A 14599-nucleotide genomic window follows, 5' to 3' on the forward strand; every position below is an offset into this window, starting at 1 on the left:
ACCAAGGCAGGAATTATGCCTGAATTTTTTTTTTTATGTCTTAGCCGGAACACGACCGCTGACAATTTATGGTATGTTTCGTTGGGATTGCAATTTATCTCCTGTAACGTTTGAGGAGTTTCCTATGGCAATACCAACGAATTTTCTCATTTTGCGATATTATTGTAACCGGGGCAGATTCACTTATGTTTACAAAGTAAACATACATCCCGCAGCCCTCTTTTACGGATTAATTGTTCATATAAAAAAATTACCATTCATGTCTTCCCGCAGAAAATTTTTACAAATGACAGCCCTGTCTGTTACAGCCACAGGCCTGAATTCATTTGTCTCGAACGCTTCGCCAGTATTTGAACACGCAAAAACAAGTTATAACCTCGGTATGGCCGGGTACACGTTCCGGCATTTCGACGTGGATCAAAGCATTGCTATGATGAAGCGTACCGGTGTGAAAGAACTTTCCATCAAGGATTTCCATCTTCCTCTCGACAGTTCTCCGGAGAAGATCAAAGAGGTTAAGGATAAATACAATGCAGCTGGTATCACCATCTATGCTGCCGGGGTTATCTATTTTAAAACCAAGGAGGAGCTTGACCGGGCGTTTACATACGCGAAACATCTTGGTGTAGACCTCATTGTTGGGGTGCCAACCGTGGAATTATTGCCATACACAGAAGAAAAGGTAAAAGAATTTAATATCAGGCTAGCGGTGCATAATCACGGACCGGAAGACAAATTGTATCCCAGCCCTGCGGATGCCTTTTCAAAGATCAACAAACTCGACAAGAGAATCGGGCTCTGCCTTGATATCGGCCATTCACTGCGCGCCGGAACTGATCCTGCTAAGGCTGTGATTGATTATGCGCCCAGGCTGTTTGATCTGCACATCAAGGATCTCATTAGTAATGCAAAAGATGCAAAAGGCATTGAAGTCGGCCGTGGCGTGATTGACATTCCCTCAGTAATAAGGGCGTTGAAGAAAATAAATTTTAAGGGGAAAGCAAGCCTGGAATATGAATTGGATATGAAAGATCCGTTACCCGGAATCGCGGAATCAGTCGGATATTGGCATGGGGTCACTAAAATAGTGGGATAAATTAATTATGGAGTTCAGACAATTAGGGCAGACAGACATAAAACTATCAGCAATAACCTTTGGCGCCTGGGCTATAGGCGGATGGATGTGGGGCGGTTCAGTAAAAAAGGATGCGCTTGAAGCTATCAAAGCTTCATATGACGCAGGCGTAACAACTATTGACACCGCACCTGTTTATGGCCAGGGTTATAGTGAGGAGCTGGTTGGTGAAGCGATCAAGGACATCCCGAGGGATAAGGTCCAGATCCTGACGAAATTCGGTATGCGTTGGGACGAGAAGAAAGGTGACTTCGCTTTTAAAAGTGAGGATAATAACGGTAATCCGATAGAGGTGTACAGGTATGCAGGAAAGGAAAGCGTTATTCATGAATGTGAGGCAAGTCTGAAGCGCCTTGGTACTGATTATATTGATCTTTTGCAGATTCATTGGGCAGATCCGACTACACCAATCGGAGAGACTATGGAAGCTTTGAACCAGTTACTGCTTGACGGAAAAATTCGTGCTGCCGGTGTTTGTAATTATAGCAAGGCGCAAATGGAAGAAGCTGAAAAAACAATTAACCTGGCTTCTAACCAGGTCCCCTACAGCATGGTCGAGCGAACCATCGAAGCTGAACTTGTTCCTTACTGCCTCCAGAACCAGAAATCAATTATAGCATACAGCCCGTTACAAAGAGGAATTCTCACTGGCAAAATCAAACCGGGACATCAGTTTGCGGCCGGCGATCACCGGCCCACCACAAAGTTTTACAAGCCCGAAAATATTGAGCGTATTAGCCATTTACTGGAAACCCTGGAACCCCTGGCTCTGGAAAAAGGTGTTACATTATCACAACTTGTTATCAGGTGGACTATCGATCAACCGGGAATCACTGTGGCGTTGGTTGGCGCAAGGGATGCTGCACAGGCGGTTCAAAACGCCGAAGCGGTTAACTTAAAACTGACGGAAGAGGAGATAACGCTTATCAATAAACGAATTGGTAAACTCGAGCTGGTTTAAGATCCGACTTTACGAAAAATGATTATATAATACTAAATGACGGGATGAATTATTAAATTGTTCATTCTTATTCACTTAATATTGATAAATGTCATTTTTAAATCCGGGTTCAGCAACCGCAGGCAAAACAATGTATACACCTGCGGTGCATCTTATAAGTGATGGCAAACAAGCTGTCTCCAATAAAGTACTTCTCTATATACTTTTTCTTCTCAAGATAATTCTCCCCTTTCTTATACAGGACGGATATTATCAGCCCCACCGTGATGAATTTCTCTATCTCGCCGAGGGTAAACATCTCGCCTGGGGGTATTTGGAAGTGCCACCGGTACTTTCGGTTTTTGCATGGCTGATACACCTGGCCGGTGGAGGGGAATTCTGGATAAAATTATGGCCAAACCTGGTTGGCGGGTTTTGCTGGTTTTTGGTAGGCAGAACGATCCTTGATTTTAAGGGAGGGAAATTTGCACTTGTCCTGGGGTTTCTTCCATTTATTTTTGGCGGGTATCTCCGGGTTTTCCATTTGTTTCAGCCAAACTTTATTGAGATCTTTTTCTGGACCCTTATCGGTTTCAGCCTGGTAAAGTTTATCTCAACCCAAAAAACAAAGTGGCTATATTTTTTTGGAATAAGCCTGGGCCTTGGTATGTTGAGTAAGTATACCGTTGCTTTTTATATCATCGCATTATTGGGTGGACTGTTGTTCACAGATCAGCGGAAGATATTTCGGAATCCTCATTTTTACGGAGCAGCGGCTATAGCTCTCGTGATCTTCCTCCCAAATTTTATCTGGCAATACCAGCATAAGTTCCCGGTAATTACTCACATGAACGAATTGAAGGAAACCCAGCTTCAATACAACGAAACCGGTGAGTTCATCACCAGCCAGTTTATGATGAACCTACCGGCGGTTTTTGTATGGCTCGCGGGACTAGTTTACCTTATATTTTCTCCAAAGGGTCGCCCTTTCCGGTTTTATGCCTGGGCGTTTTTTATCGTTGTTTTGCTGATGATTTATTTTAAGGGTAAGGGTTATTACATTCTCGGGATCTATCCTTTGCTTTTTGCTTTTGGGGCGACCTGGCTGGAAAGGCTAACCGAGGTTTCATGGCGCTGGACCAGGTATGCGATGCTGGTTTTCGCAATAGGAACCGGACTTGTGGCCGTACCGATCCTGTTGCCCGTAGCAAAGCCTGATAACCTCGTTAAATATTACGAAACGATTGGCTCGTATAAAGCAGGCGATTATAAATGGGAAGATCTGAAGCAGCATCCATTGCCGCAGGATTTTGCGGATATGATGGGTTGGAAAGAAATCACTGCAATGACCGCCCGGGCGTATGCCGGTATTCCGGAACCCCAAAAGTCGAGAACCATCGTAATCGGCTCCAGTTATGCCTTTGCAGGTGCTCTAAATTATTATGGCCCCGCACTGGGTCTACCGGAAGTTTACAGCACGAATGCGTCTTTTTTATTATGGCTCCCTGAGAAATTCGACTTTGATCATATGCTGTATGTCGACGATGATTATTCAAGAGAAAACCCAATCTTCAGGCAATTTTCGAAAGTGACGGAACTGGGCAAACTAGATTTGCCTATGTTCAGGGAAGATGGTACAAGGGTTTTTTTGTTTGAAAATGCGAATGATTCACTCCACATTATTCTTGACGGTTATATCAAAACACTTAAAGGCAAATTTTTGCGTTGAGTTGCTATCTTTGAGCGCTTCCGGCCTGGCCGTTGCTTAAACGGATTAAAGCGGAACAAAAAGGATCGAAACCAAGAAATGAGTTATTTACCCACCTGGCAGGCAGACTTTGATAAGTACAAAATCTGTGTGCTCATCCCTACTTACAATAATGCAGGCAGCATCGCCCAGGTCATTAACGACTTAACGCGGTATACCACAAATATCCTGGTTGTTAATGATGGTTCTACAGATAACACAGCTGAATTATTAGCCGGCTTTCCAATTGTACAGGTGTTAAGTTATTCTCCCAACCGTGGGAAAGGCTGGGCATTGAGACAGGGGTTTAAATTTGCTTCCGGGCTCGGATACAAGTATGCCATTACCATTGATTCGGATGGTCAGCATTATGCGGAAGACCTGCCTTTGTTCGTAACTGATCTGAAAACAAAGGGAGATGCGATCATCCTCGGGGCAAGAAACATGGATCAAAGTTCAGTTCCGGGTAAAAGCAGCACCGGGAACAAGATCTCCAGTTTCTGGTTTCATGTTGAAACGGGTGTTAAGATGGCTGATACCCAGACCGGTTACCGGCTGTATCCGATTTATCTTCTCAGCAACAGGACCTGGATCACACGGAAATATGAGTTTGAAATAGAGGTGCTCGTCCGTTCATCATGGAGCGGGATAGCGATTCGCTCAATTCCTGTAAAAGTATATTATGCTCCTAAAGGTGAACGTGTGTCGCATTTTCGTCCTTTCAAAGATTTCACCCGTATCACAATACTGAACACCATCCTTGTTTTTATTACGTTTTTGTGGATAAAACCGAGGGATTTTTTCCGGTTGATTTTTCAAAAAAAAAAATTGATGGAGGTATTGCGGAATCAACTCTTTAATACGGGTCAGTCGGACCTCCGAAAAGCCTGCTCCGTTGCATTCGGTGTATTTATGGGCATCATTCCAATCTGGGGCTTTCAGTTGGTGACGGCAATTTTTCTCGCTATGCTTTTCCGGCTCAACAAAGCACTTGTGATTATTGCGGCTAACATAAGTATCCCGCCAATGATACCCCTGATTATTTTTTTAAGTTATAAGATGGGGGCATGGTGGATGGGTGACAGGGTCATGAGTCTGACATTCAGCAGGGATATTAACCTTGAAACCATAAAAGCAAATCTTGAACAATATATATATGGAAGTATAACGCTCGCGATTGTTGCGGCCATTCTGTCGGGGCTGATAGCATGGGTCCTTTTAAAAATGGGCGGGCAGTCATCATCCCGGCAAGTGGTGGAAAAACAATGACAGCTAAACGAATTTCCGTACCCGGTTGTAAGTTTATGTAAATGCAGAATCTCTTTTCATATATATATAGTTATTTCAGGAAAAATCCTGTCATCTTTTACGTGTTCTTCTTAGGCACCCTGGCCGTTGCCGGCGTTTTCGCTGCAGGTGTCAGGTTTGAAGAAGACATATCAAGCATATTGCCGAAGGATAAAAAAATTGAAAAGCTTACCCGGGTCTTCAATAACTCCAAGTTTGCCGACAGGCTTGTGATAACTATATCGTCAGTAGATTCAAATACTGTCAACTCCCCTGATTCACTGGTTGCTTTTGCCGGACTGTTTTCAGAAGAAGTAAAAAATAAGCTTGGAACTTATATCAGCAGATTCCAGGATAAAGTGGAAGACGAAAAAACGATCCAGCTGATTGATGCGGTGAGTGCTCACCTGCCGCTGTACCTTGATGAAAAGGATTATAAAACCATCGATAGCCTGGTTACACCTGAACGGGTCAGGGCCACACTTGAAAGAAACATCCGCACCCTGACTTCGCCGGCAGGGCTTGCATTGAAAACACTAATTGCGCGTGATCCTGTAGGTATCAACACACTTGGGCTTGCAAAAATGCAGGGCTTACAGTATGATGAGAATTTCGAACTGTATGATAACTATGTAGTGAGCCGGGATTACCGGCACCTCCTGCTTTTCATCACCCCGAAATATGCTCCTGCCAATACAGGTAAAAATGCCGAAATGCTGGAAGGTCTTGACCGCATTATCGACAGCCTTGGCAAAACTTTCCCTCAAGTGGAAACAAGCTATTTTGGAGCAGTTGCTGTTTCAGTTGGGAACGCGCTGCAGTTGAGAAAAGATTCATTGTATACACAAGGCTTCACTATACTTTTTATCGTTTTTTTTCTTGGTTTTTATTTCAGGAAAAAAAGAGCCCCTTTTATTATACTGATACCGGTCATTTACGGTGTGGCTTTTTCGCTGGCGATGATCTATTTTATCCAGGGGAAAATTTCGGTGATAGCCCTCGGTACCGGTTCCATTGTGCTTGGTATAGCCGTAAATTATTCTCTCCACGTTTACAATCATTACCGGCATAACCCCGACATGAAAAAAGTGCTGGCCGATCTGGCCATGCCACTTACCATAGGAAGTCTTACAACGGTCGGCGGTTTTTTTTGCCTGCAGTTTGTAGAGTCTGAAATGTTAAGGGATCTCGGGCTTTTTGCCGCGTTTAGCCTGATCGGAGCGTCACTTTGCTCGCTGATTTTTTTGCCGCAGTTTATAGGAACGGAAAAAAAACAGGTCTTACATAAGCCGACCTGGATAGATAAAATCGCGGATTACCGTCCCGAAAGAAATAAGCCCGTTATTATATGCATTGCTGTACTCACCATCGTATTTGCCATGTACGCGGGAGATGTTCAGTTCGAACCTGATATGATCAGGATGAATTATATGTCTGATAAGCTGCGGGAGTCAGAAAAAAAATTAAATGATGTTAATGCTTATGCCCTTCAGTCGGTTTACCTGGTAACTGAAGGAAATACGCTTGATGAAGCCTTGCGTAAAAATGAAAGGCTTGCATCTGAAATAGAAAAACTCAAAAAGGAGGGAAGCATATCCCGTTATGCCGGCGTTTCTTCGCTGATACTTTCAGATTCGTTGCAGGCAGAGAAGATTTCCAGGTGGAACAACTACTGGACTCCAACCCGGAAGTCCAGTCTGCTAAAGGTTCTTGAAACCGAAGGTGCTAAACTTAAATTCCGTCCTGCAGCTTTCGAACAGTTTAAAGCAATGCTGGATCAGGAATTCGAACCGCTCGACTCTGCAAGCCGGCAAAACTTCAGACAAAATTTCCTGGATGATTTTATTACTGTGAATGAAAGCCAGGTCACGGTAGTCACGCTGGCGAAGGTGGAGCCGGGTAAAAAGAACCTGGTATATGATTATTTCGAGGGCAATGATGAAATAACAGTTCTTGACAAACAGTACCTGACCGGCGCATTTGTTGGCATCATTAATGACGACTTCAACAAGATAGCATGGATGAGTGCCCTGCTGGTTTTTTCAGTGTTGCTTATCACCTATGGCCGTATTGAGCTGGCATTGGTATCCTTCATACCAATGATGATAACCTGGATTTGGATCCTTGGCCTTATGGCTATTGCCGGGATAAATTTCAACATCATAAATATCATTATTTCCGCGCTCATCTTTGGTCTTGGAGATGATTACAGCTTATTCATCATGGATGGGTTGGTGCAGGAATATAAAACAGGTAAGAAAAACCTTTCATCTTTTAAATCGTCTATCGTTCTTTCTGCAATCACTACTATTGCCGGCCTGGGGGTCCTGATCTTTGCCAAACATCCTGCACTCCGGTCAATAGCGCTTGTTTCAATCATCGGTATTGGTTCAGTGGCCATTATTTCGCAGGTCTTAATACCATTCCTGTTTGATTTCCTCATAACGAGGAGGGTCAAACGTAGATTTGCGCCCTGGACCTTATTGTCTTTGCTGATTTCGGTGTTTGCATTTGCTTACTTTGTGCTTGCGGGTTCCGTGGTACTGCTCATGGGTTTCATAATTCTGCAATTAAACCCATTTTTCAGGAAACAGTCAAGGTCGCTTTATCATTTCATATTAATGATGTTTAACAGGTCCATTGTTTACATCATGTTTAATTTCCGCAAAAGGATCATAAACCCTCAAAACGAGAAGTTAACTACCCCGGTGGTTTTGATTGCGAACCACCAGTCGTTCCTGGACATTCTTGAGATTACCATGCTGCATCCCAAACTGATTATGTTTATCAAACAGGATGTGTTTGATTCTCCATTGATGGGCCCTGTTGTGAGGATGGCGGGGTACTACCCGGTATCATCAGGTGGTGAGGAAAGTGTGGATGTTTTGAAAAGCCGGGTTAATGAAGGTTATTCTATTTTCATTTTTCCCGAGGGAACCAGGAGACCGGATGGAGTAATCACAAGGTTTCATAAGGGCGCATTTTTGCTGGCGGAGAAACTTGGGCTGGATATTCAACCTGTCTTGTTGCACGGTACCAGCATGACCCTGACAAAGAAAGATCTATTGTTGAAGAATTCGCCAACTACCGTGAAATATCTTCCCAGGATCAAAGCGGGGGATAAATCTTTCGGGAACGGATATGCCGAGCAGGCAAAACTCGTTGGAAGATATATGCGGCAGGAGTATGAAAAGTTAAGAACTGAAGTAGAAAAGCCGGCTTATTTCAGGGAACAACTGATCTATAACTACCTATATAAAGGACCGGTGCTGGAATGGTATATGCGGATCAAAACCAGGCTCGAGAACAACTATGAGTTGTTTGATAAGATGGTGCCCCGTGAAGGGAAGATCCTCGATATCGGATGTGGATATGGGTTTATGGATTATATGTTGCATTTTGTATCACCGGCGCGGGATATAACCGGGATCGATTACGATGAAGAAAAGATTACCACCGCTAACCATTGTTATCTCCGGACAGAACACATACGGTTTCATGCAACTGATGCGATGGAATTTCCTTTTCAGCATTATGATACAATAATACTCGCGGATATGTTACATTATCTGCAGCCGGAACAGCAAAAGATATTGATCGAAAAATGCTTCAGACATACAAATGAAGATGGGATAGTTATCATCCGGGATGGAAATAAGGACCTTGAAGAAAGGCATAAAGGCACCAGGCTCACTGAATTCTTTTCAACAAAACTTATAGGTTTCAATAAAACATCGGGCAAGTCGCTTTCATTTCTTTCAGGTGATTTTATCAGGGAGCTGGCATTGGCAAATGGCTTTGAGTGCCGGGAAATAGACAATACGAAATTTACCTCGAACATCGTTTTTGTATTGAAAAATGCGCAACGCAAAGACGCCGGGGCAGCTGGTTAACAAGGTACAACCCGGAACGACGCATTACTTTAAGACCTGGGAATGGCCCATTAGAATTATCTGAAACAATTCATATCTTGGAAAATATAAACCTGATGTTCGTGCTCAATGGAGAAATATGATGTCATAATTATCGGCGCTGGTATCGGTGGTTTAATTGCTGCCAACCTTCTTGTTATGGAAGGATATAAGGTTTGTGTGCTTGAGAAGAACAAACAGATCGGCGGTGCCTTACAGGTTTACGTGCGAAACCGGGTGATTTTTGATACAGGTGTGCACTACCTGGGCGGCCTGGACCCCGGTCAGAACCTTCACAGGATTTTCAGCTATCTGGGGATAATTGACAAGCTCAGGCTCAAACGCATGCCGGATGTTTTTGACACCATATTGATTGGTGATGATGAGAAGGAATATAAAATGGCCCAGGGATATGATCGTTTTATTGAATTGTTGAGTGCAGATTTTCCGGGTGAAGAAAATGCCATCAGAACCTATTGTGACAAGCTCAGGGAAATCTGTAGTAAGTTTCCTCTTTATAATTTACGTTCGGGTGGAACCTATGAGGAAAAAGCCGAAGTGATGGGCCTGGATGCTAAAGCGTATATAGCTTCGCTGACTGACAATGAGAAATTACAGGCAGTACTTGCAGGCAATAATCTATTATATGCGGGACAGCCTGAAAAGACACCCTTTTATGTGCATGCGCTTATACTAAACAGCTATATAGAGAGCAGCTGGAAATGTGTAGACGGCGGTTCCCAGATTTCGAAACTCATCCGGAGAAATATTCATGCTCTCGGAGGTGTAGTGAAAACGCATGCCGAGGTGTCATCAATTGTTGAGGAGGATGGCCGCATTACTCATGTTAAATTGAAGGACGGCTCCATTCTGCTGGCCGACTCTTTTGTCTCCAATGTACATCCGGCACAAACCCTGGAGATGTTGGAATCTGCTGTCATCCGCAACAGTTTTCGCAGCAGGGTGAAGTTGCTAAAAAATTCGACCTCTTCTTTTTCTGTTGACATCATTCTTAAGCCAGGCTGCTTTCCTGAGCTGCCCAGCAATTATTACTACCATAAGAAGGGGAGGATCTGGAACGCGACAGACTATTCCGGTGAAGAATGGCCATTGGTTTATGCTTTATTTATGCCTTGTTTTTCAGACCACGGATCCATTGATCCCGGTTCAAAAACACGCTATGCAAAGGCCGTCAGTATTTTGACCTATATGAAGTATGACGAGGTTGCCGAATGGGAGGAAACCTTCAATACCATTTCCGATGAGGTAAGTCGGGGCCAGCAATACGAAGCTTTTAAAAAGGAGAGGGCTGAAAGATTGATTGATCTCGTCACCGAAAAGTTCCCCACTTTGCGCGACTGTATCGATAAATATTTCACCGCAACACCGCTTACTTACCGCGATTATATGGGAAATGGTGATGGTACTATGTATGGAATTGCTAAAGATTTCCAGGATCCGTTAAAAACCATGATATCTCCCCGAACAAAACTCCCTAATTTTTATTTTACAGGTCAGAATCTCAACATGCATGGTATTCTCGGAGCGGCGATGAGCGCTGTGTCTACCTGCAACGCAATTTTAGGTAACGAGGATCTCATCGACCGTATCAGGAACGCATAAAAACAAGCCTTGAAAAATAAGCAAATAAAGAAACCCCGTTCTGCAGGAAGAAAGATCCTTGTGGGTTTGATGTATTTCCTGGGGGTATTGCTCGTGTTGATTGTGACAGGCATCATATACCTGGTGATTGTGTCCAGGGTTGACCCACCGGAAATTGAAGATCAGCGCAGCCTGCAGCTAAAACGGAAGGACCTTGGAAACGGTCTCTATACGCTTAATAACAGCTGGTTCCGTAAAAGTAAGACCGGTCTTTATGAGCTCTATGTTGAAGGAAATCCATTCGATATGGGAGTGATCAATGGAAAACTAACCCGGGAACTCGTTGTTCGCCAGGAAGATCACTTTACTGAGCAGATCAACAAGATGATCCCATCTACTTTTTATCAACATTTTCTTAAATATGTTATCGGTTGGTTCAATCGTAAGCTTGATAAAAATGTTTCGGAAGAATATAAAGACGAGATCTACGGAGTGTCGGCGTCAGCCTCCGACAACTATGAATATATAGGGTCCAAATACCAGCGCATTCTTAATTATCACGCTGCTCACGACATCGGTCATGCTTTACAAAGCATGGCCCTCGTAGGATGTACCTCATTCGGAACATGGAACGATCAGTCCCGGGACAGCAATATGATCATTGGCCGCAACTTCGATTTTTATGTAGGGGATAAATTTGCAGAAGAGAAGATCGTGGCTTTTTACAATCCCGAAAAAGGGTATAAACTGATGACGGTGACCTGGGGCGGATTTGTGGGGGCCGTTTCTGGCATGAATGAAAAAGGAATAACCATCACCATCAACGCCGCCAAAACGGACCTGCCAACGGGATCTGCAACCCCGGTTTCACTGGTAGCACGCGAAATTTTACAATACGCGAAAAATATAGATGAAGCGATTGCAATTACCCGCAGGCGAAAAATGTTTGTTTCAGAATCATTCCTGGTGGGTTCCGCTTCGGATAACAGGGCAATCGTTATAGAGAAAACTCCTGACTCGCTTGGTATATACAATCCGGAGCAAAACTATATAGTTTGTGCAAATCACTTCCAGAGCAAGGGGCTGGCCGGGTTAAAATCCAACGAACAACAGATGAAGGAAAGCGCGTCTCCCTACCGGTATAAAAGGCTTATGCAGCTCCTTGAAAATAATGGAAAAAACACTGTTGAGAAAACTGTAAACATTCTGAGAGACCGGAAAGGCATTGACAACGCTGATATCGGTATGGGTAATGAAAAGGCGATAAACCAGTTGATCGCGCATCACTCCATCGTATTTGAACCCAGGAAATTGATCGTCTGGGTAAGTACGTCTCCATGGCAGCTTGGTCAATACATCGCTTATGATTTGAATAAGGTTTTTGCATTAAAAGGGAAAACAAATAACGACGAAATCATGGAAGCCGATCTGACTATTCCTGCAGATTCTTTTTTAACCACGCGTGCATTCCACGATTTTGAAAAATATCGTAACTATAAACAGCTGGTAGCGGTTGATGGTACTGTTAATACGGACAGCCTTGTTGCCACGAACCCCAATCTTTATCATACCTATGTGCTTGCCGGTGACTACTCGTTCAATCACGGGCGTTATGAGCAGGCCAGATCATATTACAATACCGCACTTACCAAGGAGATTGCTACTAAAGCCGAAGAAAATCATATTCGCGCCCAGCTCAAAAAAATTGACGACGTTACCCCCGGCCGCAGTAAGTAGGGCCCATCAATGCTGCAAACAAGAATTATTGCACTACACCACTTTATCTCTAAATTGCGCCATATTCAATCAAAAGAACACAGCAAGGAAATAGTATTCTCCAGCAAAAATATAAATCATGAAGGGCGTTGGGATCGACATGATCGAAGTTTCAAGAGTAGCAAAAAAAATTGGAAAAGAATCGGGTTTCAGAGAGATGGTTTTTTCGGAACAGGAAATACAATATTGTGAACCCAAAGCCAATAAGGCTGAACATTATGCTGCAAGGTTCGCCGCTAAAGAAGCTTTTCTTAAGGCTATTGGTACGGGATGGAAAAACGGTACTGCATTTAATGAAATAGAAGTGAGGCATGATGAGGAGGGTAGCCCCGAACTCCACCTTCTCGGAGAAACTGCAAAGACGCTTGCACCGATAAGTATCAATAAAATTCATGTTTCTTTATCACATCTTAAATCGATCGCATCCGCGGTAGTTGTAATAGAATAACCTGGTTATTCTAAAAGTCGTAACATGTATTCACCCGGCGCCGCATACCAGTCAAAAGAATCTACAAGGCTCATGCAGGAAAAAAAGCTGCAGGAACTCCTTGAATATGTAAACAGGCAATCAGCCTTTTACAGGGATCTGTTCAGGAAAAATGAAATTGATGTTGAAAAGATCAACACTATAGATGATCTGCGGTTGATACCTCCAACAACAAAAGAAGATCTGCAACAGTATAATGATGATTTTCTTTGCGTATCAAAAAGTAAAATTGTTGAATTCAGTTCTACCTCGGGAACCCTTGGCAAACCCGTTACTGTTGCACTTACTGAATCGGATCTTCAACGTTTAGCTTTCAATGAATACCTTTCTTTCCTTTGTGCGGATGGTACCCCCGGCGATATTTATCAGCTAATGCTTACACTCGACCGTCAGTTCATGGCGGGTATTGCTTATTATTCTGGCATAAGAAAGATGGGAGCCGGCATCATCAGGGTAGGCCCGGGTGTCCCTTCAATGCAATGGGAAACCATTCAGCGATTGAAGCCCACGGCGATCGTGGCCGTTCCTTCCTTTATTGTTAAACTTATCCAATACGCAAAGGAACACCGGATCGATGTTAATCAGACTTCCGTAAAAAAAGCGATTTGTATTGGCGAGAATATCCGGAACAACGACTTTACCCTGAACATCCTCGGAAAAAAAATTACCGATGAATGGGATATTCATCTCTATTCTACCTATGCGTCTACAGAAATGCAAACCGCGTTTACAGAATGTGGCCATGGGCGAGGCGGACATTTTCATCCTGAACTTGTGATCGTGGAATTGCTGGATGAACAGGATATGCAGGTGGCCCCGGGACAACCGGGCGAGGTTACAGTAACCACACTCGGCATTGAGGGTATGCCGCTTATCAGGTATAAAACAGGTGATATCTGTACGTATTTTGATGATATGTGTGCCTGCGGGCGCCCGGGCATGCGACTCTCGCCGGTGATGGGTAGAAAAAAACAGATGATCAAATACAAGGGTACTACTTTATATCCACCGGCTTTATTTGATCTGCTGAACGAGATGGAAGAAATAACGGATTATGTGGTCGAAGTATATTCGAACGATATAGGTATGGATGAAGTGTTACTACACCTCGTGCCCGTTAATTCGGCAGAAGAAACAGATCGGAAAATCAGGGCTTATCTTCAGGCTCGTCTAAGGGTTAGCCCTCATGTAACCTATACTTCTGCTTTGGAAATTCAGAAAATGCAATTTCCTGAAACGGTTCGTAAGGCCGTAAAATTTCTTGATAAGAGATAAGCTGGGTTTCTATTCCACAATTGATCTTCTGATTTCAGCATAACAACAAATACATATCACAGTTCATGCTCTCTTCGGGGCTGAATCTGATTTGTTTGGATTACTTTTGCATGTTTTCTCAGAGTCTGTTACGAGAGCAGGTCGAAACAAGTCTAACCAAAATAAATTCTTGCAACCCTATGGTAATTCTAGGCGGAAATCAGCTGACTTTAAATGACTTCAACAATATCCTGTTCAACCAGGAAAAAGTGTCACTTGACGAAGCTGCTTTACTGAATGTTTCTGAGAACCATTCTTTTTTGCGTCGTTTTTCGGACCACAAACTGATCTACGGTATCAATACAGGATTTGGCCCAATGGCCCAGTTTAAGGTGAGCCCGGAAAACGTGCTGCAGCTGCAGTATAACCTGATCCGCAGCCATAGTTCGGGAGGTGGTAA

10 protein-coding genes are annotated in these 14599 nt (G+C 43.5%); all 10 read left to right on the plus strand.

Annotation, left to right across the window (positions count from 1 at the left end; translation table 11 throughout):
* The first annotated feature begins 286 nt into the window (after nt 1-286).
* Entirely contained in the window at nt 287-1096 is an 810-nt protein-coding gene (locus ACX0G7_RS25860) for a sugar phosphate isomerase/epimerase family protein (protein WP_458926439.1), read from the plus strand.
* A gap of 7 nt (nt 1097-1103) precedes the next feature.
* A complete protein-coding gene (locus ACX0G7_RS25865; protein ID WP_458926440.1) occupies nt 1104-2096 on the plus strand; it encodes an aldo/keto reductase in 993 nt (330 codons plus the stop codon).
* Between the two features lie 88 nt (nt 2097-2184).
* Nucleotides 2185-3804 carry a glycosyltransferase family 39 protein gene (locus tag ACX0G7_RS25870; protein ID WP_458926441.1) on the plus strand — a complete coding sequence of 540 codons (1620 nt, stop codon included), beginning with the start codon at nt 2185-2187 and terminating at the stop codon, nt 3802-3804.
* A 78-nt stretch (nt 3805-3882) separates the two neighbouring features.
* Nucleotides 3883-5091, plus strand: coding sequence for a DUF2062 domain-containing protein (locus ACX0G7_RS25875; RefSeq protein ID WP_458926442.1), 1209 nt, complete (start codon nt 3883-3885; stop codon nt 5089-5091).
* A gap of 41 nt (nt 5092-5132) precedes the next feature.
* Nucleotides 5133-9002: a 1-acyl-sn-glycerol-3-phosphate acyltransferase gene (locus tag ACX0G7_RS25880; RefSeq protein WP_458926443.1), complete on the plus strand. Its 3870-nt coding sequence runs from the start codon at nt 5133-5135 to the stop codon at nt 9000-9002.
* Nucleotides 9003-9110: 108 nt separating this feature from the next.
* A complete protein-coding gene (locus ACX0G7_RS25885) occupies nt 9111-10643 on the plus strand; it encodes a phytoene desaturase family protein (RefSeq protein ID WP_458926444.1) in 1533 nt (510 codons plus the stop codon).
* Between the two features lie 9 nt (nt 10644-10652).
* Nucleotides 10653-12359, plus strand: a complete 1707-nt coding sequence (locus ACX0G7_RS25890; protein WP_458926445.1) for a C45 family autoproteolytic acyltransferase/hydolase — start codon at nt 10653-10655, stop codon at nt 12357-12359.
* 118 nt (nt 12360-12477) lie between these two features.
* A complete protein-coding gene (acpS, locus tag ACX0G7_RS25895) occupies nt 12478-12846 on the plus strand; it encodes a holo-ACP synthase (RefSeq protein WP_458926446.1) in 369 nt (122 codons plus the stop codon).
* 24 nt (nt 12847-12870) lie between these two features.
* On the plus strand, nt 12871-14160 hold the full coding sequence (locus ACX0G7_RS25900; RefSeq protein WP_458926447.1) for a phenylacetate--CoA ligase family protein: 1290 nt from the start codon (nt 12871-12873) through the stop codon (nt 14158-14160).
* 179 nt (nt 14161-14339) lie between these two features.
* On the plus strand, nt 14340-14599 hold a 260-nt coding region (locus ACX0G7_RS25905; protein ID WP_458926448.1), incomplete at its 3' end, for an aromatic amino acid lyase.

The organism is Flavitalea antarctica, assembly GCF_054461535.1.